General features: G+C 63.8%; 16 protein-coding genes and 2 tRNA genes. 12 read left to right on the top strand and 6 right to left on the bottom strand.

Going from position 1 to position 19,720, the window contains the following annotated elements; genetic code table 11:
• Positions 1 to 23: 23 nt before the first annotated feature.
• The 7 genes from Q7T52_RS04200 (at position 24) to Q7T52_RS04180 (ending at position 5,458) form a co-directional block, all read left to right on the top strand.
• A tRNA-Leu gene (locus tag Q7T52_RS04200) sits at positions 24 to 106 on the top strand.
• 165 nt (positions 107 to 271) lie between these two features.
• Entirely contained in the window at positions 272 to 532 is a 261-nt protein-coding gene (locus tag Q7T52_RS20615) for a helix-turn-helix domain-containing protein (protein ID WP_370692291.1), read from the top strand.
• 182 nt (positions 533 to 714) lie between these two features.
• Entirely contained in the window at positions 715 to 2,166 is a 1,452-nt protein-coding gene (locus Q7T52_RS04195) for a deaminase (RefSeq protein ID WP_304799693.1), read from the top strand.
• A gap of 305 nt (positions 2,167 to 2,471) precedes the next feature.
• Positions 2,472 to 2,966 (top strand): hypothetical protein, encoded by a 495-nt coding sequence (locus tag Q7T52_RS04190; protein WP_304799691.1) that lies wholly within the window; start codon positions 2,472 to 2,474, stop codon positions 2,964 to 2,966.
• A gap of 59 nt (positions 2,967 to 3,025) precedes the next feature.
• Positions 3,026 to 3,730, top strand: coding sequence for a hypothetical protein (locus Q7T52_RS04185; protein WP_304799689.1), 705 nt, complete (start codon positions 3,026 to 3,028; stop codon positions 3,728 to 3,730).
• 349 nt (positions 3,731 to 4,079) lie between these two features.
• Positions 4,080 to 4,343, top strand: a complete 264-nt coding sequence (locus Q7T52_RS20610; protein WP_370692290.1) for a helix-turn-helix domain-containing protein — start codon at positions 4,080 to 4,082, stop codon at positions 4,341 to 4,343.
• Positions 4,344 to 4,549: 206 nt separating this feature from the next.
• Entirely contained in the window at positions 4,550 to 5,458 is a 909-nt protein-coding gene (locus Q7T52_RS04180; RefSeq protein WP_304799687.1) for a protein NO VEIN domain-containing protein, read from the top strand.
• 178 nt (positions 5,459 to 5,636) lie between these two features.
• On the opposite strand, the gene Q7T52_RS04175 is transcribed toward Q7T52_RS04180, so the two are convergent.
• The gene (locus Q7T52_RS04175) at positions 5,637 to 6,788 is read right to left on the bottom strand and encodes a hypothetical protein (RefSeq protein ID WP_304799685.1); all 1,152 of its coding nucleotides are present in this window, start codon (positions 6,786 to 6,788) and stop codon (positions 5,637 to 5,639) included.
• 903 nt (positions 6,789 to 7,691) lie between these two features.
• On the opposite strand from Q7T52_RS04175, the gene Q7T52_RS04170 reads away from it, so the two are divergent.
• A complete protein-coding gene (locus Q7T52_RS04170; protein WP_304799684.1) occupies positions 7,692 to 9,323 on the top strand; it encodes a hypothetical protein in 1,632 nt (543 codons plus the stop codon).
• Positions 9,324 to 9,594: 271 nt separating this feature from the next.
• Complete coding sequence (locus tag Q7T52_RS04165; protein WP_304799682.1) at positions 9,595 to 10,548, top strand: site-specific integrase; 954 nt, start codon at positions 9,595 to 9,597, stop codon at positions 10,546 to 10,548.
• Between the two features lie 69 nt (positions 10,549 to 10,617).
• Here the strand turns inward: Q7T52_RS04165 and Q7T52_RS04160 are convergent.
• Both Q7T52_RS04160 and Q7T52_RS04155 read right to left on the bottom strand, forming a co-directional pair.
• A tRNA-Val gene (locus Q7T52_RS04160) sits at positions 10,618 to 10,689 on the bottom strand.
• Positions 10,690 to 10,797: 108 nt separating this feature from the next.
• The gene (locus tag Q7T52_RS04155; protein ID WP_304799680.1) at positions 10,798 to 13,455 is read right to left on the bottom strand and encodes a hypothetical protein; all 2,658 of its coding nucleotides are present in this window, start codon (positions 13,453 to 13,455) and stop codon (positions 10,798 to 10,800) included.
• Between the two features lie 197 nt (positions 13,456 to 13,652).
• Between Q7T52_RS04155 and Q7T52_RS04150 the strand changes: the two genes are divergently transcribed.
• The 3 genes from Q7T52_RS04150 (at position 13,653) to Q7T52_RS04140 (ending at position 17,148) form a co-directional block, all read left to right on the top strand.
• On the top strand, positions 13,653 to 14,858 hold the full coding sequence (locus tag Q7T52_RS04150) for a hypothetical protein (RefSeq protein ID WP_304799678.1): 1,206 nt from the start codon (positions 13,653 to 13,655) through the stop codon (positions 14,856 to 14,858).
• A 783-nt stretch (positions 14,859 to 15,641) separates the two neighbouring features.
• Positions 15,642 to 15,911 carry a DUF3892 domain-containing protein gene (locus Q7T52_RS04145; protein ID WP_304799676.1) on the top strand — a complete coding sequence of 90 codons (270 nt, stop codon included), beginning with the start codon at positions 15,642 to 15,644 and terminating at the stop codon, positions 15,909 to 15,911.
• 121 nt (positions 15,912 to 16,032) lie between these two features.
• Positions 16,033 to 17,148 carry a hypothetical protein gene (locus Q7T52_RS04140; RefSeq protein WP_304799674.1) on the top strand — a complete coding sequence of 372 codons (1,116 nt, stop codon included), beginning with the start codon at positions 16,033 to 16,035 and terminating at the stop codon, positions 17,146 to 17,148.
• A 528-nt stretch (positions 17,149 to 17,676) separates the two neighbouring features.
• Here Q7T52_RS04140 and Q7T52_RS04135 read toward each other — a convergent pair.
• From Q7T52_RS04135 to Q7T52_RS04125, 3 genes are read right to left on the bottom strand one after another with little or no spacing between them, the layout of a single operon-like run.
• Positions 17,677 to 18,171 carry a DUF6527 family protein gene (locus Q7T52_RS04135; RefSeq protein ID WP_304799672.1) on the bottom strand — a complete coding sequence of 165 codons (495 nt, stop codon included), beginning with the start codon at positions 18,169 to 18,171 and terminating at the stop codon, positions 17,677 to 17,679.
• Positions 18,168 to 19,394 carry a ThiF family adenylyltransferase gene (locus Q7T52_RS04130; protein WP_304799670.1) on the bottom strand — a complete coding sequence of 409 codons (1,227 nt, stop codon included), beginning with the start codon at positions 19,392 to 19,394 and terminating at the stop codon, positions 18,168 to 18,170. Before Q7T52_RS04130 ends, Q7T52_RS04135 begins: the two co-directional genes overlap by 4 nt.
• Positions 19,369 to 19,665 (bottom strand): multiubiquitin domain-containing protein, encoded by a 297-nt coding sequence (locus tag Q7T52_RS04125; RefSeq protein ID WP_304799668.1) that lies wholly within the window; start codon positions 19,663 to 19,665, stop codon positions 19,369 to 19,371. The genes Q7T52_RS04130 and Q7T52_RS04125 overlap by 26 nt, the downstream gene beginning before the upstream one ends.
• Positions 19,666 to 19,720: the final 55 nt, after the last annotated feature.

The following is a 19,720-nucleotide window of genomic DNA, read 5'->3' as shown; positions in this document are numbered from 1 at the left end:
GGGATAGTCTTCACCGGCTACTTGCGCGAGTGGCGGAACGGCAGACGCGCTGGCTTCAGGTGCCAGTGTCCGAAAGGGCGTGGGGGTTCAAATCCCCCCTCGCGCACACAGAGCGGTTCAGGCGAAAAGGCCAGGATCGTTTAGTAATTGAAGAGGCCCCTGACCTGGGAAGATGGTCAGGGGCCTTCTTCGTTCGATACGGACTGTTGGGAGACGGAGTTGAACCTGCACGTCGTTTCTGCTCGGTTTGCCGCGAGTTGGACGGACGGTTGTGGCAGCAACTAGCGGTCGGTTCAAGAACGACCTCGTGCGGCTCGGCGAACGAGCACGAGTCGCACGCGTTGCTGCTGGGCTGACTCAACAGCAGGTTGCTGACGCACTTGAGATGCACCGGGTGACGTTCAACCGGTTCGAAGCGGGAGAGAATGACCTACCCTCAAGCAAGCTGCTTGCTCTCGCCGAGGTTTTGCGGGTCAACCCCAGTGCTCTCTTTGATGAGCCAACCGCGGATCTTAGGGGGTCTGACTCTTGAGTAGCCGCGTTGGGAGCTCGCGTTCAGTGTTGGGGCGTCCCCGCAGGGTTGCTGGTAAGCGAGTCGCTTCAGCCCACCTGCCGGTCCCGGTCGGTCAGGTCTCGACAACTGCGGCGAGGTTTCGTCCAGAACTAGTAGTGGTGATCGCGTCTGCGATCGGCACGAGTGTCGATCCTGTTGTGGTGTCGCTCGAGTCGGCGTTCGCCGCTGTGGGTTATACGTCTCGCCGCGTTCGAATCAGCGATCTGCTGGCGAACAGCGAGTACCAGTTCTCGGGGAGTAAGGGACCGGAGGGTGAGGGGTCCCGTGCTTGCTGGTTGATGGACTTGGGTGACGGCTTGCGTCGGCAGACGAAGTCGAAAGCGGCAGCGGCTGTCCTTGCGATGACTCGGATCAGGGCTGAACGCGAGTCGGAGATGGGTAGTCCCAAGCCAGGTCAGAGACTCCAGGAGCGCTCGGGGGTGGTCACGATTATCCGGTCGGTGAAGCGACCGGAGGAGCTTGAGGAGTTGCGGCTGACTTACGGGTCGCGACTCCTGGTACTGGGGGTTTCTGCCTCGGAAACGCAGCGGCTGAAGTCGCTGACTGCACGTCTGCGGAAGGATCACCCGGGGCGCGACGTCGATTGGTATGTGGGTGAGGCCACCCGACTGATGCGTAGGGACCAGAAGGACGACGAGGACGACATGGGTCAGTCGTTCCAGAAGGCGTTCACTCGTTGTGACGCCTACGTGTGGTTGCGGCCGGGTCATGACTCGAACTCGGCGGTGGCGAGAATTGTGAGGGTCTGGTTCGGTGAACCGTTCACTACACCGTCCTTAGACGAGCAAGCGATGTATCACGCTTTCTCGGCGCAGTTCAGGTCAGCTGCTGCTGGCCGTCAGGTCGGTGCAGCGGTCGTGGATGCCTCGGGCGAGGTTCTCGTTACTGGCACGAACGACGTTCCGAAGCCAGGTGGTGGCCAGTATTGGCCTGGTGACGAGCACGATCTGCGTGACTACGCGCTCGAGTTCGAGATGAACGACCGGCTGAAGTACGAGCTGGTAGCGGACGTCATGAAGGATCTAGAGCCGTGGTTTAAGAAGAAGCGTCGGGCCCGCGGACTGGAGGGGCTGATCAAGGACGCCCTGGCTGGCCCGCTGAAGCGGAACCGGTTGCGTGACCTGATTGAGTTCGGCCGCATCATGCATGCGGAGATGGCTGCGATCTGTACGGCAGCTCGTCGAGGCACGCCGATCGGTGGTAGTGACCTTTTCACTACGACCTATCCGTGCCATGAGTGTGCTCGGCTCATCATCGGTGCGGGGATCAGGAGGGTCGTGTTCATCGATCCGTACCCAAAGTCGCAGGTCTCGACGCTGTTCGAGGGTCAAGTCTCGGCCGAGATCTCCGAGCCTGGTCCGAACAACGTGCCGTTCGTGCCCTTCGAGGGTGTGGCACCTGTCCTGTTCCCGCATGTGTTCGCGATGCACTCTCGTGAGCGGTCAGACGATGGGACGTTCGAGGCTTGGGTGCCCGAAACGCTTGCCGAGCGGCAGGAAGTTCCAGAGCTAGCGCTCGAGGAGATGGCGCTCAAGGGCTTCCAGAAGACCTACCGGAGGATGCTGACCACTTCGACGTCCTTGAAGGTTTGACGTTGAAGGTGAAGACAGGACCCACTCAGGTCACCCAGACTGTCAGTGGGTGATGTTTGACTGCAGAACGATCAAGAACAAGGCAACTTACGCCGATGTAACTAGCGGCATCGTTTGCCATCCACCACCGAAGGAGAGCCGTCGTGGCTGAGGACTACACCCCCTGGATTCTTGAGACGCTAGATCGCGCAGCAGCTGATTGGGACAGTCGTCCTGAGTGGACCAAGCCAGTAGTGAATGGTCCGTACTTTGCTGCTCGCGCTGACCAAACCCCTTCTGAAGACTGACCAGTTGTTCGTGATGGCATGACCACACCGGGTACTCACGAACACCACGGGTCGGGCCTCGAGCTGAGCGACCAGGAGTCGCTCCTCCTCCTTCTTGTCCACGAAGGCGCCCGAACGGGTGTTGAGGAGTTCCCGTTGGATCGAGTCCGAGTGCAGAAGGCCGGGTTTCTACTCAGCATGCGAGGCCCGGCCAGATGGCGGCAAACCTTCAACTACCGGCCTTACGACTGGGGCCCCTACAGCGACGACTTGGCGTTCCAGGTGCGGCATCTCGAAGCCGAGAAGTTGATCCGGGTATCTCCAACCGGGGGTAGGTACGCGGCCCACGTGGCCACGAAAGTCGGTGAGTTGATTGCTGACATGCTGTGGATGGAGTTGAGCCCGGTGGACCGCGCGTTCGTTCAGCAGGTCCGCAGTTACGTCACGACCCGAAGCTTCCGGCAGCTTTTGACTGAGGTGTACGCCGCGTACCCGGACTACGCCACACACTCAAAGTTCGTGAGGCAGTCTTGACGCTTGCGCTCGGGTTAGCGTGCGCCGACGGGGCACTGCTGGCAACCGACAGCATGGGTATGAGCGGAAAGATCGCTAGCAACGTCACTAAGATTCGGTCCTTCTCCTCGATCCCAGCGGCGTGGACGTTCTCCGGGTCTACCTATGTCGCAACCGAACTTGACCAGCACATCCGTGGGCTCGCCACCGCCTGGGCTGGCCCAGGAGATGAACCTTGGATCGACCTGGACTCGAATCAGGTCAAGAAGATCATTGAGGACCAACTGTGCCCGGTCGTCCGTGACACCTATGGTCGGTTGACGCCACCGCCAGGTGGCACGGTCATCGACCACAGCGTCGACTTACTTCTTGCTACATGGACTAGACCGTCTGGCGGGTTTCTTGTCAGGGTCTACCCAGACACCGCCACCATGGTCCCGGACGCCCCCATGGTCGCCATGGGGTACGGACACGAGTACGCAACCGTGGCGCAAGGTCTGCTGTCACACCACCTCGCTGCTGACCCGAGCCTTCACGAGGCGAAGGTCCTAGCGCACCGGACGGTCACCGCTGTCTGTGAGGTTTCCTCGGGTGGTGTCGGCCCTCCCGTCCAACTCGCCACCGTCACTCAAACCGGCGTCTCCATCCTTGATGTCGACGATGTCGACGCCATCTCACTTGCGGTGGACCGTTGGAAGAACCTTGAGCAGGAATCGCTCATCGCACTGCGTGACGGCGAACCCGCCCGTGAAGCGCGACACGACCTCCCAGGCACAACTGTTTGAACACAGTCGATCCTTCGACACGTTGGCCTGTCCTACGCCGAGCACTTTGGCTTCGCCGCTGTGCTTCGACCGCAGTGTCGCGCGTCGTGACGTCACCATGCGCGACGGTCTAGCCGGGCAGAGGCACGCACACGATCCGTTGCCCGCACGCTGCCTAGACGAACTGGGGTGCTACTCGGTTGATCGCGTTGGCTCGGGTCCTCGGGGTGGGTCTGGGCGAGTTGTTTGACTGGGATCCTGACGGTGGCGGTTACGTCGGCCTGGTCCCCTTCGGTACCGCCCGGGGCAACGGCACGGTTGGGATGTCCCAGTGGCTGGATCGACCAGCCTTCCTAGATGACAATCAATCGTGGCCTACCCGACCCGACCTGCGCTGGAGACGCTTCCCGAGTTCGCGAATTCCGCGACATCACGGGGCCAGACGCCCGCGCAGCGGCAAAGGCTACGAACGTTTGTCGCGGCCGAGTACGCAGCCGGACGATCGCTGCGTGAGCTTGCTGAGCTCACCGGACGCACCCAAACTGCCGTCCGACGAGCGCTCGACGAAGCTGGCATAAGGCGACGACAGAGGGGAGCGCCGCCGCTTACACCGGCAGAAACGAGGCGCTCATGAGTCTGCGCGCCGGTCGGTCCCGCTCAGCGGGGGACTCCGTCTATCCCTGCCAACGGAAGGTGCCCCGCGACTGACACACACAGTCGTGCCCGAGGGCGAGTGTGCGCCACCTAGCGAACCTGGGGGCTGACCCAGGCAGCAGCCAAACCTCGAAGCCAGCGTCCTAGAGCCGTCATGTTGTGAGGTTGCGGTGATATGAACGTCGCATGGCGGAACGAACGGTCAACGAAGGCAACCTCGGCGCCTGGTTGATCAAGTGCGACCCAAAATCCAAGTACGACCTTCCTCGAGCGATCAAGGAGCTCGACCTCGAGGAGGTAACCAACTGGAGCGTCGCTGACAACTACCGCAGCCGGATGATGAAGCCCGAAGACAAGGTGATCCTGTGGGTCTCCGGCGACAGCAAGTTGATGACTCGCGGAATCTGGGGCGTGGGTTGGGTGACTGACTTCGTCAGGGACACGGTCCACGAAGACCTAGAGCCTGACGAGGACACCTACTGGCACAACGAAGAAGACCGCCTGGCCGTCACGAACGACGTCGCTCTGGACATCCCCCTGTTCGAAGGTGCCCTGTCCGACGCCGAGCTCCGAGCAGCCGACATCGACGACCTCGAAGTGCAGGTGCAGGCGCAAGGCTCGAACCCGTCATGGGTGTCAAAGGAGCAACTAGCGCGGATCGAAGAACTGCTCGACGAGTGGCCCGAGTGGCTCGAGCAGGACGAAGTGATCACCATTTCCGACGATGGCGCAGCACACGGCGACCCCGAGCAGAACGCCATCGTCGAGGCGGCAGCCGTCCAAGCCGTCATTGACTATTACGGGGCGGATTGGAAGTGCGACGACGTTGGGTCGCAGAAGGTGGGATGGGACCTCACCTTCACCCACACCATCAGCGGGACCGTCGCAAAGGTAGAGGTCAAAGGCCTCAGTGGCGACCGCCCGATTGTGCTACTGACCGCGAATGAGCTGCGGGCTGCTCGCGAGGAGCCCGAGTGGTACCTCGCTGTCGTAACCCGAGCGCTAAGCACTGCGGAGGTCGTCGAGTACACGGCAGCCGAAGCCATCGCAGCCGCAGAGCCCTACGTCTATAGAGCCGCAATGCCGGTGCCGTAGCGACGGTGAGCGCCTTCTCTATACGCAGTGCAGGTGGCACGGTGTCTGAGCCCGCGACGCCGCGCCGCGGGCTGCCCTACAAGTGAGCCGTCCGACGGCGCGCCCAAGTCCAAGACATTGAAGTGCCCGCAAGCGAACGAAGATCGCCCCTTGTGGGCCGCTCCTGTCGTTCGGCCGGTCAGGAGGTGACACGGACGGGCGCCGCTCCCTCGCGGTCATCGCCAAACACCGACGCGACCGCTTCACGAACGTCCTCGACGAGACCCCACAGCTGAGGCAAAGAGATCTCTTCGGCGTCCACTGTCTCGGTGGCGCCGCCTTGCGGCATCATCTCCGCGACGTAGTAGGCCGACAGGCCAAGCTCTTTGCGCAGGTGGGTCAACACCGCCTGCTCAACGATCCGAGCCTCGGCGCCGGTGGTGAACTGCCAGACCTTGATGACCTGCCAACCATGGGCGACGTGACGGCGAATCCGCTGCGAATGCACTCCCGTAATGCCCACCTTGTGGGCCGTACCGTCGGTGATCAGGTACAGCACCGCCGCGTCGGCGTATCCGAAGCCGGTAGTGCGACAAGCACGGCACAACACCGATGTCATGTGCAGTTCCGCAGCACGAACCGGCGAGATCTGTGTGCACTCCAGATGCCGCACCGGCCATGGGGTCACAGCGTTTACGTACGGTCCTGCTGGCTCGTATCCAAGCACCCGCAACTGTGCGGTGTACCGCGCGACGACCCTGGCGCGCTCGACCTCGGTGCGTCGGCGATTGCCGCACGACGTGCACGCCCCTTGCAGGCCCGCCTTCAACACGGCCAGCCGGGGCCATCGCACCTCTTCACATTCCAGGTGGATGCTGCGCCATCCCTGGCTGCTCCCCGGATAGGGCTCCTGCGGCTCGTACCCGAAACCGCGCAGCTGCTCCACCGCGACCTCCGCAGGGATTGTCTGCGCGGCCGCGGTTCGCTCAAGCCCGCACAGGCGACAACCTCCGCCCGCTTCGATACTCGCCAAGGCCGGTTCCACCAACCGGCCACAGGCCACATGGATGGACGGCCAAGGATGAAGCGCGCCGAGGTACTCGGTTGTGGGACGGAACCCCGCCGCGAGCATCACCGCGACCGCGTCATCGCTGTCGCGGCGACGGTTCGCCGCGCCCTGGGCTCGTCCGCAAGTAGCGCAGCACATCTGGCCAGCCCGAATTCGCGACAATGTCGGTTGAGAGGGCTCACCGCACGCGAGGTGGACGCTGGGCCACGCCACGTCCGCCAATCCCGGATAGGGACCCTGCGGCTCATGCCCGGCGGCAAGAATCTCCGCGACAGCGACCACGTGCGGAACCCTGCGCTGCTCCCCGACAGCGGTCCGTGTGCACCGGTTGCAGCCACTGTGGCCCGCTCGCACATTCGAGAGCGTCGGCGAAACGACCTCCCCGCAACGGTGTCGGCTGAGCCAGGGCCTATTGGTACCCGGATAGGCGAGCAACGGCTCCAAGTCAGCAGCCCTCATGTCAGCGACAGCCACCTCCGCATCGCCCCACGGGCCCCGAGACCGGTTCGCACAGGTCACGCAGCCGATCGCCCCAGCCCGCACGAACGTCAACGTCGTCTCCCCGACGTGATCACAGGCGACCCGCCGCACGAGCCACCGCTCATCGACACCGGGGTAGGGCTCTACGGGTTCCAGGCCCGCTGCTTCCATCTCCGCCACCGCCGCAGGCGCAGCAGTCGTCACACGAGCTGCCGCAGCAGCCTTCGCGGCGCACGGCCCACAACCCGACTGGCCGCTGCGCAACGCAGTCAGGATAGGTCGACGCTCCTCCCCGCACGCCACGTGTTTGGCCCTCCACGCGAGTCCCGCTCCCGGGTACTTCTCAAGCGGGACGAAGCCCGCTGCTTCCAGCTCGGCTTCGGCGACCTCGTCGGGGATCCGGTGCTTCAGGGCGCGCGCTGCGATGCCGCACGAGACGCAACCGCCGTTCCCGGCTCGCAGGTTAGACAACGTCGGCGATGCTGGCCGCCCGCACTTGTCGTGAACACACGGCCAAGGCGTGCTCGCTCCGGGGTATGGCACCTCGGTGGAGAAGCCGAACCCGTGCAGCAACTTGAGCGCAACCTCGTCGCTCAGCCGCCTACCCACGGGCCAAGCCTAGGCCGCGAATCGCGACCGGGGGACAGAGGCAAGACACGCCCACATCTGCCTGATCGAGATAGTTGCTGGCTCGACACTAGGTAGATGCTCGACATGCTTCCGGACCTTCATGACCACTACCTGAGGGCGCTCGAGCTGGTAACCGACGCGGCTGGCCCCGAACTCGAACATCGGTCGAGAGAACATCTTGATAACCCCCTAACCCCGCATGACGCGGTCTGGTTCAGTGTTCCGTCGTTCCTCGATGCCGGTTCGGTGGGCTGTGTGTCTCGGGAGGGTCTTTCAGACGCCATCTCCGACCGTCCGCACATGCGGTCCAGGGACCTCCAATTGTTCCTGGCAGGAATGTCGGCACATCAGCCCCAGGCCATGGCGGACCTCCTCATGGACGAATGCGTCGATGGCTCGCATTCGGATGGGGGCACCTTCAGCGGCAGCGACCTCGTCGCGGTCTGGTACAACGCGGTGACAACGTGGCGCGAAGCCACGAAGACCTCGCTTCCGTCGGAACTACGCGGAGCGGCGGGGGTCAGAGTCGCGGCGGCGTGCGCCGATCAGCGGACAGATCCGCGTCTAACGCACCAGCGCGTCGAGCGTGAGCTCCGACTGGCGTGGATCGGCCTCGACGATGACAGCCCTGAGATTGACCTTCCCGCGAAGTTGGCGATCGTTGACCGGATCTCCGACCGCAGTTACATCACCACCAAACTTCGCGCCAGCGAGGTCCGCCACTGGGAGCGACAGGTCGACCTTTACCTCGAAGAGGACAAGCTGGGTGACCTGGCGGCGATGACAGGTTGGCTCCTCGCCTGGAACTCGCACTCGGCCAACACGCTCGTAGCAGTGGCCGCCTCAGACGGGCCCGGCCCAGTCGCCGATGCGGTCCGAACCATCGCTGAACACGGGGCCGGACGAATCGCCCGACTCGCCAGCGGGATCGTCGCCGACCTGGACGACGGACCGGAAAGTCGACTCCAGTCCGCTTCATCGTGGCTTCACAACCGTCGTCACTTCGGACGGCCGCAGTCAATGCGGGCGCCGTCCGGTACATGGCTCGACTCCGCAGAACTCGAGAACCTCATCCACCACCGCATCAACGCGGCAGCTGAGAGCTGGAGCTGGGATGGACATACGCAGGAGGAGCACATGACCGGTGCCCTGCTCGAACAGCTCGCGATGCAGTTGAACGACCTCAACGGAACCATGGCAGCTTCCACGGTGCGCTTGGACGCCCAATTGACGCGCCGGAAGGACGAACGAGTCAACGGCGCCGACCTCGGTCTCGTGGTTGAGGTTGACGTCCCGAACGCGTTGAAGCTGGAGAAGGCACATCTGATTCAGATCAAACGGACTTCCGGGGCCGCTCCACCGAGGTGGTCGATCGGAATCCAGCAGCTCATCGACCTCATCGACCATGACGAGACAGCCACCTACTGGCTGCTCAGCGAGCTCGCCGGTAGCCGTGTGGTGTGCGTGCCTGCATCGTTCCTTCTGGGCGTCCTGCGTTCCACGGACCCAGACAAGAAGAAGGGGACTTTCACGGTTCGCCTTGAGCAGGTTGCATCCGCGTCCGTTCCGCTCGAGGACCTTCTGTGCGACCTTCTCGTCGGTCTCTGGCTTGGCAGCCGAAGCGATCGCTTGATCGCTGAAGCTCGCGGCAATGACGCGTACCGCCCCGCCAACCTCTTGCGTCTACAGGTTCGACTGAGCGGCTAGCCGCCCCCTTGGTGGAAGCGGCCCGGTCGAACAGAGAAGGCCCTGGCGGGCGACTACAGCGCTCCAGTTCTGCCCTGAAGGAAGCGGCGGCATGGCCGACGACCACGGGTGGGCGCGGCTGAGCAGGCGCTACCGTCCGTCCCATGACGGAAAGCGCGGCCAGCTGACCGCATCGACAAGGTCGGCCGATGCAATTGGCGGCAATTAGACCATTCGAGTCTGCTGACTCGGCGGTGTGCGGGAAGCGGACTTTGACCAGGAGGTGGCGACGATGACCGAGCCGGGTCGCAGGCCGATCACAGTCGAAGACTGGGCTCAACAGTGGTATCCGAGCCGACAAGGACTTCGACCAGCCACGAGCGTGCGCAACCTGTCGCTCTACGTCAACCACATCAAACCCGCGTTCGGGCACCTGCGCCTGGACGACATCACTACGCCACTAGTGCAGTCGTTCATCAACTACCTGATCCGGAAACCGACTTCGAAGCCAGCCAAGGATGGGAGCGACCGCACGTTGGCGCCCACGACCGTGCGGGAGGTCTACCAGGAGCTGGACAAGTGCCTGACCGCTGCCAAACAGGCCGGTCACCTGCGCTCCAACCCCTGCCGAGGCATCGAACTACCCAGCGTCAAGCGCCAGGACATGCTTCTACTGACGCCTGAAGAGGTGCAGGCGCTGGCGGAGGCAATCGGCGATCGATACACCGCGCTGATTCAGCTACTTGCCTACGGCGGTCTTCGCATCGGAGAGGCTGCTGCGCTCCTGCCGTCCGACGTCCGCGTTCGAAGCGTCACAGTCACCAAATCAACCGGCGAGGTGCAGGGGAAACTGCTCACTTCCGCGCCCACGACCGAGGCGAGTCGGCGCACGGTGCCGCTGCCGAGTTTCGTGGCCGAGCAGCTCGCAAAACACGTGGGCATGTACCCCGGTGAGTACCTGTTCACTGGCAGAGACGGAGGACAGGTTCGCTCCAACGTGTTCCGGGCACGCCAGTTCGCGAAAGCGCGTCTCGCGATCGGACGGCCCGAACTACGCATCCACGACCTACGCCACACCGCGATTTCGTTCTGGATAGCCCAGGGGCTCGATCTGCAGCGCATCCAGAGGTGGGCAGGTCATACGACCCCCGTCTTCACTCTCGGCCGGTACGGGCACCTTTTCACTGAAGAGAACGGGGCCGTCCTTCCACGTCATCAGCCCGAGGATTACCGGCCGCCGAAGTGATGAAGCGGCGCCCCGACCAAAACGCAGGAGGCACCTTCCGTCGGAAGGTGCCTCTGACTGCATGCGGGGTGGGCGATACTGGGTTCGAACCAGTGGCCTCTTCGGTGTGAACGAAGCGCGCTACCACTGCGCCAATCGCCCCTGTGCGAAAGTCGACGATAACCCATCGACGCGTGATGTCCCACTTCGGCACCACGACGGCTGCTCAAGACGACTCACTACAGCGAAGGCAACGGCGGGTTCCATCCATCATTGGTCGGTCGTGGTGATCACCGCTGCGTCGCGCCAGACCTCTTTAGCCTTCTTCTCGCTCAGTCCCAGTTCGGAGGCGAAGGCCGTCCGGGTCCGACCGGCCCGACGTGCTGCTGCTGCTGCGGTCACGAGGCTGTGGCGTTCGGGGTCGGTGGCCGGTTCGGCGTAGAACCTGGCGTCACGGAGCAACTCCTTCACCAAATTGATGCCGACACCGAACTCGGCGGCGATCTGGCTTCGTGTCTGACCGGCGTTGGCCAGCTCGAGGGCTCGCTGAGCGCGGGCGGTGCGCTCGTTGCGGGCGTTGACGTTGGAGCCGTTGTCGGCTGCGGCGGCACGGCTGTTGGCCGATCCGGTGGTCGTTTCCGTCGTCGTCCGGGTCGGCGTTGCGGTGATGAGGGCGGGCGCCCAGGTCCAGGCGGTGCGTCCGTCGGCTGATGCGGCGGCGGCGTTCAACCATGGCGCGAACAGCCGTGGCAGGTGCGGTAGGTCGGTGTCGGTCAGCTCGATGAGCCGCAGGTTGTGACGCTGAGCGAGCTGTCGCTTCTCGACCATCTTGGCGGCGTAGACGGGGTCGTTTGGCATGCCCCACAGCTCGACGAGGGTGCCGTCGGTGAGGATCCAGTCGGCCCGTCGTCGGCCTCTAGGGTTCAGGACCTCATCGGTGGGATAGAGGGGTTCGCGGTCGTGTTTGATGCCGTGTTGGTGCAGGAAGTCGCAGACGGCTCGTTCGCGTAGCGACAAGCACAGGTGGCCGTCGCGGGCACGCACGAGTGTGCCTCTGCTGGTTCGTAGGCCTTCGGGTGCGATACCGGACTCCTCGAGTACGAGGGTCCAGGGAAACTTGCCTCGCGCGACCGCGAACCGCAGCAGGAGCAGTCGGTCGATCCGGGTGGCTGGTACCGGGTTGTCTGGGTCGATGTGAAGTGCTGCAAGTTGCTCTTCGAGCATGGGGATGTTGTCGAACTCGGCTGCGGCGAGTTCGCGGACGGCTTGCGCGGTTCGTCGGCGATGGGCGAGGGCGGGTTTGCCTTCGGAGGCCGCGACCAGGCAGTCGTGGCAGTAGGCGACCCTTTCGGTCGTGATCGGGGTGGTGAACTCGGGGGCTGTTTGACCGCACAGGCGGCAGAGGGTCGTCCGGGAGGTGAGCTTGGCGTCCGGGAAGAGCGTGGTGCGTTCGCGGACGTGACGTTCAAGGAACCAGAACTGTTCGTCTGGTTCGGTGTCGCGCGGTAGAGCGGCTGGGTGCTTGTGCCATGTGACGGGGCCGAGGATGTCGTCGGTTACGAGGTTCCGGACGCTGGCGCGCAGATGGACGGCCGGGTCCCGGGCAGCACGCGGTGCGGCGTGAGGGTCGCGCAGCATGTGGCGTGGGACTTCACGTGTGAGGTGCCACGGCTTCTCGGGGATGCTGACGGCGCTGACTGGGAGCCCGACGCGGGCCGCGTAGGTGGTGACCGCTGCAGCGAGTCGATCGTCCTCGATCCAGAGACGTTTCGTGCCGGTGTTGTACACAGCGATCGGCATCGCTGATGTCCCGTTGGTCTCGCGGGTCTCGATGCTTACGCCTCCCGGCTCGAAGCGAGCATGAAGGTTCGGGACGAGGTCAGACACCCCGTCGGCTGCGCCTGGGGCCGCCGGATCCGGTGACACATTGGTGGGATGCAGGGACTGGGGGAGTGACCGGTCGATGCGTCCGAGCAAGACCATCACCTGCGACCGGTTGCGTTCGTCAGTGAGGACAAGGTGCCCGTCGACGATTGCGCCGACGCGGTGAGAGGTCTCGGCATCGGTGACCCGGACGGTTCGGTGGCCGTACTCATCAACAACCGTGGCCAGGGAGATGCGGTCGATCTTCGCGGTGTCTCCAGCGAAGCTGCGGATCCGTAGGAGCGCTTGGACGGTTTCGGGGGATCGAGCGGTGTGAGTGCGTGCTCGTTGCCAGGCGTCGACCCCGTGCTCGGCAAGGAACCCGTCGATGGCGGTTGCCATGATCCGTTCCAGGGGGAGGTCGAGCATCATGTCGCCTTCGCCGAGGACGATGCCGGTGCACCGGACTTCGCCGCCTCGGGATTCGGCCAGCTTCGCCAAGGCTGGCAGCGACTCGACACCCACCCGCCGTAGGAACGAATCTGAGAGGTACCCCAGGTGCCGTCGCTTGATGTCGCGCAGCCTGTCCCGCTGGGTGGGCGCGGTGTCTGACGCCCGCTTCTGCGGCGTGCGTGCGGTGGCGCGGGCGCCCACGGCAGGTGCTGCAACCGAAACAGCGCGACGGTTGTATGTGTTGTCAACCCGGTGCAGGAGAGCCACGGGTGTTGTGGTCCGTCGTCTGCTTCGGGTGCTGACGATGTTGCGGGTGAACGCTTCGAGCTGTTGGTGTGAGTCGTCCCAGGTGGTGAAACCGACTGCGTCAGCTTCGCCGTTTCCGGCTGGGGGGAGCACGATGTCGTTGCCCTTCCACCGCACCCGGTAAGGCCGGGAACGAGCGCTGCCGTCGTCGCTGAGGGTGTCTTTCCTGGGGGTCGAGCCGCTCTTGTGTGCGCTCCTCATGTGGGCGTCGTAGGCGGCGATGTGCTCGGCGGTCCAACCGGGCGGCGGGCTGTCTTTGCGGCGACCCGCAGGCTGGTCAGGGGGGTGGCCGCCGCGCTTGCTCATGGTCCTATCACCCTAGGTGTTTCCACCGACGCAATCTGTGGAGACCTACGTCGACCACCCGGTTGGCCCAGCACTGGGATTGTCAGCGGACCAAGTCAGAATGATCGGCGTCAGATCGTCCGCTTCGTGGGCGGTCAGGTTGTACCCGACGGATGATGGCCTCAGTTGATTGTCGAGGCACAAGAGGGGGAGGGACGATGGCAGGCGAAGTCGAGCTCGTCAGCGACGGCGAAGGGGTCGTCGTTACAGGTGACCGCTCTTCCGTCGAACGGTTCCTGGAACATGCCGGACTGCTCGATGTCGCCCGAAGCCTCGACCTGAGCAGGCTGCGAAACCTCGCCCGCACCGGCTCGAACGCCGCCACGGCCGTCTCAGGCATCGTTGAGCAGTCCGGGATGTATTTGAAGCTGACTCCGGAGGCGGCCAAGCGGCTCAAGGACGCCGGTGGTCTGATGAAGACCAAGACCGAAGGCATCAGCCACGCCATGCTGGGCGAGCCAGGCAAGAAGTCACTCAAGTGGCTCCAAGTCGAAGACGGACCCAAGTCGCTATTCACCAACCCGGCCGTCCTGTCCGGTGTCGGTGGCCTACTGAGTCAAGTCGCCCAACAGTCCGAAGCCCAAGAACTTCGAGCCCTGCTTGTCAGCATCGATCACAAGCTCGACGACGTCCGGCGCACACAGCGCGACAACGTCCTCGCCAGGATGAGAAGCGCAGCAGCCGCCATCGAAGAGGCGATGATCATCCGCGCCCGTGGCGGCGACCCCAAGACGTTGTGGGACAAGGTCAGCGGATCGTCCGAAACTATCCTGAACGTCCAAGAAGACGCCCTACTCGCGCTACGCGCACTCGCAGAGAAGGTCGAAAGCAAGAGCAAGACCGGCGAACTGAAACGAGCGATGCACGAAATCGAAGGAGAGGTCGCGGTCCAAGTCGCGATCCTCGCGCGATGCTTCGAACTCCAAGACGAGTTCCAAGTCGTCGAACTCGACCATGTCCTGGCCACAGCCCCCGAGACCCTGGACGGGCACCGCCTGGGTATCGCCGACGCACGATCCAAGCGGCGAGCCGCCGTCGTTGCGGAGACGACTTCGCTCATGTCCCGCATGGACACTGCCGCCGGGATCGCAAACGACAACATGCTCCTGCACTCACGCGCCGCACGGGCAGTAATTAAGTCGCTCAACGCCACCGCCGTGATCATCGACGAATTCCACGCACCCCTGTCGATCGAATCCGACCGGAACTCAGTGGAACCGATTGCGTGGCGTCAGGCCCTTCGTGATCCGCAGCATCTCCGCACCGCTGGCAAAGAAGCAGGGCAGAAAGTAGCCGTCGGAGCAGGGATCGCCGCCACGGGATACGCGGTCCTGACCAAGAGCGGCTCCAAACCGACCGCATAAACAAGTGACACGCCAGGACCGGAGCAACATAGTCATCGGGGCCCGGCGCAATGACCGCAACCTGGTACCCGATCGCGGGTTAGACCGCGAGTGCCCTCCGGTCAGTCCGTTAAGCCCAGTCTCTTCTTGCGGCCGAGACGCGTTGCGGTAAGCACCGTTCGGGACTTCAGTGGCGTAGACGTCACGGAAGCTTGACTGTCTTGGGTCGCCCATTACTTGGCGCCCGCCTCACGGCGTGAATGGCGGTAGGGCCGCACCACTTGGGGCGGCCCCACCATTCGAACGGAAACCCGGAGACTTTGAACAGAGGTCGATTCAGGCCTTTCAAGTGCAAAGATATTCCCCGTCCGCGTTAATCACAAGCTGCGGCCAAGTAGGTCATCTTGTTGATTCCTGACGTCCCGCCGCTGATCGCGCGCCGCCACATTCGGGCTGACCACCTCGGCGTCGGGGAGACCTAGCCCGCACCGCCCAACCGAACGGCTCACACGCAGCCACGCCTGCGTCGGGGTCAAGTCCGCCCGGCAGATCAGCGTCGTGCAGACGGCTTCCCTTCCAAGGCGTCGGGGGCGTTGGGACACCACGCGCACACGCCGCCCCCTACGCCTCCGGCTGCGCGCAGCCGGGCGCCTTCGGACGGCGCTACTGCGGCCACGGACAGAACATCGTAACTTGCCAAAGTTGCCATAGGGTTGGCACTGGTGGCTCGGCGAGCCACGGTCAACGCAGCCCGTTCCAGTTGGCCAGTCGCATCTAGATCACTCGACCCAACCGGAGGAACCAATGGCAGCCAGGCCCGTACGAAAGACCGGCAAGAACTCAGACGGCGACATCACCTCGCTCTGCGATGACGGCTCATCGTGGAGCCCCGTCTCGAAGGCCCAAGCGATCCGTGACATCGAGACGGGAACGCACACCTATTACGTGCCGTGGACGACCGGCCACACCGACATTCACGTGGTCGTCGACTCGACAGTCGACGGCGGAAAGTATCTGCGCACTGACCGCGACAACACTGCCAAGAACAACCTGGACGACCTCCCGGACTGCTGAGGAACCAAGTCCTTTCCAGCCCCGAGACCAGGGCGGGTGCAGCAAATCGACCAGCGGACGACTAACCCCTAACCGACGCGCTCCGTGACCGACTGGGTGCGGAACGACTGATGGGATCACCATGACCAGCTCCATGGCCCGATCAACTAAACGGCTACTCACCGCAGCCGCCGTGATCCAACTCCTGCTGGTGACCTTCTTGGCTGTCTTGCTCGTTCGGGGGACCATCTTCGGTGACGAGCCGCGGCGTTACGCCCGGCTCCTCTTCGTCGCCCTCATCATCGGTGCGGTCGCATGTGTGCTGGTCCGGTTGCGCGTCTCGGTTCAGGACACACCTGGACTGAACACTCAGACGACTGTCCTGACAGCGCTCACCCTGGGGGCCGCGATCTGGGGAGCAGCGGGACTCGCCTTCCCGTCCTCACCCGGTGAAGCCTCCGCCCCCAGATGCGAAGGCGCGCCCAGCAGCAACGGAGCGCAGAACGTACAGACTCGCCCTGGCGGTGTGAACGTGCGAGCCGAACCCTCAATCACGGGGTCGCAGGTGGGACGGCTCAGCGGAGACTGCGTCATCACCGTCGACGGATTCTGCGTCGGCAGCACCCCGCTGCACGACGCGGTCTCGCTCGAGCACGTCGACGTCCGTTGGTTCCGGCTCTACCGCATCCGCGGCTGGGACGAACCGTTCGCCCGTGTGCTGTCAGGAGGCGCCGCAGAGGAAAGATTCGTCGCAGCCTCCACGATCACTTCATTCGTGACGAACATGCTGGTTCCAGAACTCGACGCAGCCGAGTGCGTTCAGTCAGAACCCGTGCCCGCCCCAGGCAAACCAACACTTCGCCGCGACCCCAACCTCCCCGACCGTGTCGTCTTCGACGTGACCGCCCCCAATACGTACGAGTTCGGGGTGTCCCTCCTCGTTCTGGGTGAGACCACGCTGAGCAGCCCCTATCGCAAGATCACCACATGGGAGAGACCGAACGACGTCACGCTCGCCGCGACATGGGTGCCAGCCGCGACCGCCACCTACTTAAAGGAAGACAGTGATGTCGTGGTGTTCGGCGGCCGTTGCTTCGCAATCGGTGCACCGATGAAGGCCACCCCAGCCGATGCCGCCGTGATCACCTACAAGTTGAAGACTGACGGCACGCTCCATCGCCGCAAGAAGACCCCCGCGTTGAGCCAGGACCAGCTCGACACACTTGCCGCGACGGCTTGTCGAGAAGACAGGCCATAGATGACTGAGTCACAGGTCATCGGGTGGATTGATATCTCGGATGTTGTCGACTGAGAAGTAGCCGACGTACCCGCCGCTGGGGCCGGTGCGGTAGCGGGCCATGCCTGCCCAGCCGACCCCGGCATAGCGAATCCACTCCAGGAGCTCAGCTTCATACCAACCGTCGGGCGTTGTGCCGCTGTCCACATAGACCTGGCAGGGCAAAGGTGGCCTAGGTGCGACGTGAACGGTACTTCGCTCGTTGGGCGACCGCATCGGGCTCGACATGTGACCATGGCGCCCTAAATCGAACAGCAGTTCGACCAGCCGGTGCGAACCATGTTCGCGCGTTCAGTTGCGAACAGACCAGAGGAGGTGCGGTCGCTGGAGGTTAGTCCGAAGCTCTCGGCTACGTCGTCCTCAAGCGACCGAACGCCGCCTCGAGCGATCGGTCACCAAGCAACATGGCATCGAACCCGGGGGCCGCAGCGGCAACGGCTGGCCACAGCACGGCCGCTTCCGGCGGCCGATCTCGCCCGCTGCCTTGTGTCACTTTCCAAAGACGCGTGGCAGGAGGCGACGCCACCATGTGGGCCGACCGGCCCAGGGCGAGCGGTCCACGTGAGATGCGGCGTTGCTGCCCACCGCCGGTGTGTCTCGGTCGAGGGCTTGATCCAGATCCGCGTCGTCGATCTCGACGCGACCCTCGTCATGACGGGTAAGGGCTCGACGGTCGCGGTCGCGGTTGCGGAGCACCTCGTCCTCGGTGAAAGACCTCGCCCACCGGATGCGGCCGCCATCGATGATGTAGTGCGATCGGCAGGGCAGCGTCCAGTTCCCTACCGAGGGCCACAGCGAGACGTCTTGTCCGTCGTAGGTGATCGACCACTGAGCGGGGGACAGCGGGGTAGTCACCTCGGTGCGGCACCCGCAGGCACACAGGTGCCCGCAGGTGCCGTACTCGATCGAGACGTAGAGCACCCCGGGGTCGAGGTTTGCTGGGAACTCCTCGACGAACTTGGGACTTAGTCTGGTGACGCTCATGCTGCTCCCGCTTCTGGAAGGGCGTCGAGCTGCTCCCGGTGACCGACGCTTCCGATCGTGGGGGTTTCGTTGCTGATTTCGTTGGTGTAGATCGAGTACGTCGAGAAGGTCTCTTCGGCCCCGTCGGCGTACAGACCCAGATGGCGCTTCCAACGCACGACCGCCAAGACTCCGTTGAGTGCATTCAGGTCAGCAACCTGAATATTGCGGTCGTAGTCATCCTGCTGACCCTTGAACTTGGGTACGCGCTCCAAAGCCTTCTCAGGGGTGACACCTGCCGGTGCGTACACGGTCCGTAGGAGTCCCGAGAGCTTGCCGTCAATCTCCTCCACGCCCATGCCGACGTCGATGAAGGCGACCCCCCGTACGGCAAGGTACGTGCCGATCGATGCCTTGACTTCGGCATCGTCGATCGCCAGGAACACGAACGTGGACCCTTCGAGGATCGCCAGATTCTCCTCGTTGAGGTAAGCGTGTTCGGTGCGGATGCCCGTGTGCATCCGACCGTAGGTCTCGGCGAAGTACCCGACCTTGGACGGCCTGGCCTGCAGCTCCTCGAGCGAGGCCGCCCCCGGCGCCCTGAATGCGTTGTGATTGTCGAACGCGTCTCCGTCGACGAGCAGGACCTCGTCGACGGGCGTCTTCGCGACCTGGTCGAGGATGTAGCAACCAGACCCACCAAGACCGACGATCGCGACCCGCTGTCCGCGGAACAGGTCGGTCAGGTGACCGAGCCCAGCACGTGTGGTAGCTGTGTCGCGATACCGGAAGGGCAGATCATCCTCGACCTCCTGCCACGCGGCACCCGGTGTGACCGACACCGAGGGGTCCACAGCCTGGGCCGGGTGAGCCAGGATCCGCACGTAGGCGGTGACCTTGTCGTAGTGGTCGACGTACCCCGCTGCTGGCTTGCTCGAGAGCATGAACTGCGCGGTCAGCTCAGGGGTGACTTGCCGCTGCTCGGGGTTGGCCAGGGTCAGCGGTCGACCGTTCTGGTCATGAGGCGGAGACCCGCTGAGCCAGATTCGGTGGTCGGTGTCGAAGACGACCTGGTCACCGCTGACGGTGATGGGATAGGTGAGGACCCCGTAGGCGACTGTCGCCTCAGTCGTCACGTAGGGAACCTTTCGGACGACGAGATGTCCGCCCTCGATGGAGATCCCGTATCCGTCGTCGATCAGACGACGGAGGTCCGCGTTACGAGCGAGTCGTGCGGTAGACATCGAAGACCATCTTCGTCTTGACGCGGACGCTGTGGTTGGCCGTCAGGGAACCTTCGCGCTTGTCGTCGTGGCCACGGGTGAACCGGACGGTGATCTCGTCATCGGGCCCGATCGGCTGACCGGGGTAGGCGAGTTCGACGACCTCCTCATAGGAGATCGACTTCTCAGCCCAGTCGTGCGGGCGGGTGTTGACGATGATCTTGACCGTTCGGTCCTCGTGGTCGTGCCCGGTCTGCTCGTTGAGCTCCGGTCGTGCGTGCGCTGCCGTCATGGCGGGCTCCCTGCAATAGTTGACTGCACCGGATTCGGTACAGTGCTCGAACTAT

Origin of the sequence: Nocardioides sp. (genome assembly GCF_030655615.1) — a bacterium.
Lineage (GTDB): Bacteria > Actinomycetota > Actinomycetes > Propionibacteriales > Nocardioidaceae > Nocardioides.
This window is presented reverse-complemented; position numbering and strand designations above follow the sequence as displayed.

Excerpts from the sequence above, each read along its gene's own strand:
- Q7T52_RS04125 (WP_304799668.1), bottom strand. The coding sequence starts at position 19,665 with ATGACGGCAGCGCACGCACGACCGGAGCTCAACGAGCAGACCGGGCAC.
- Q7T52_RS04180 (WP_304799687.1), top strand. The coding sequence starts at position 4,550 with ATGGCGGAACGAACGGTCAACGAAGGCAACCTCGGCGCCTGGTTGATC.
- Q7T52_RS04150 (WP_304799678.1), top strand. The coding sequence starts at position 13,653 with ATGGCAGGCGAAGTCGAGCTCGTCAGCGACGGCGAAGGGGTCGTCGTT.
- Q7T52_RS04185 (WP_304799689.1), top strand. The coding sequence starts at position 3,026 with ATGAGCGGAAAGATCGCTAGCAACGTCACTAAGATTCGGTCCTTCTCC.
- Q7T52_RS04145 (WP_304799676.1), top strand. The coding sequence starts at position 15,642 with ATGGCAGCCAGGCCCGTACGAAAGACCGGCAAGAACTCAGACGGCGAC.
- Q7T52_RS04190 (WP_304799691.1), top strand. The coding sequence starts at position 2,472 with ATGACCACACCGGGTACTCACGAACACCACGGGTCGGGCCTCGAGCTG.
- Q7T52_RS04165 (WP_304799682.1), top strand. The coding sequence starts at position 9,595 with ATGACCGAGCCGGGTCGCAGGCCGATCACAGTCGAAGACTGGGCTCAA.
- Q7T52_RS04140 (WP_304799674.1), top strand. The coding sequence starts at position 16,033 with ATGACCAGCTCCATGGCCCGATCAACTAAACGGCTACTCACCGCAGCC.
- Q7T52_RS04170 (WP_304799684.1), top strand. The coding sequence starts at position 7,692 with ATGCTCGACATGCTTCCGGACCTTCATGACCACTACCTGAGGGCGCTC.
- Q7T52_RS04130 (WP_304799670.1), bottom strand. The coding sequence starts at position 19,394 with ATGTCTACCGCACGACTCGCTCGTAACGCGGACCTCCGTCGTCTGATC.
- Q7T52_RS04135 (WP_304799672.1), bottom strand. The coding sequence starts at position 18,171 with ATGAGCGTCACCAGACTAAGTCCCAAGTTCGTCGAGGAGTTCCCAGCA.
- Q7T52_RS04155 (WP_304799680.1), bottom strand. The coding sequence starts at position 13,455 with ATGAGCAAGCGCGGCGGCCACCCCCCTGACCAGCCTGCGGGTCGCCGC.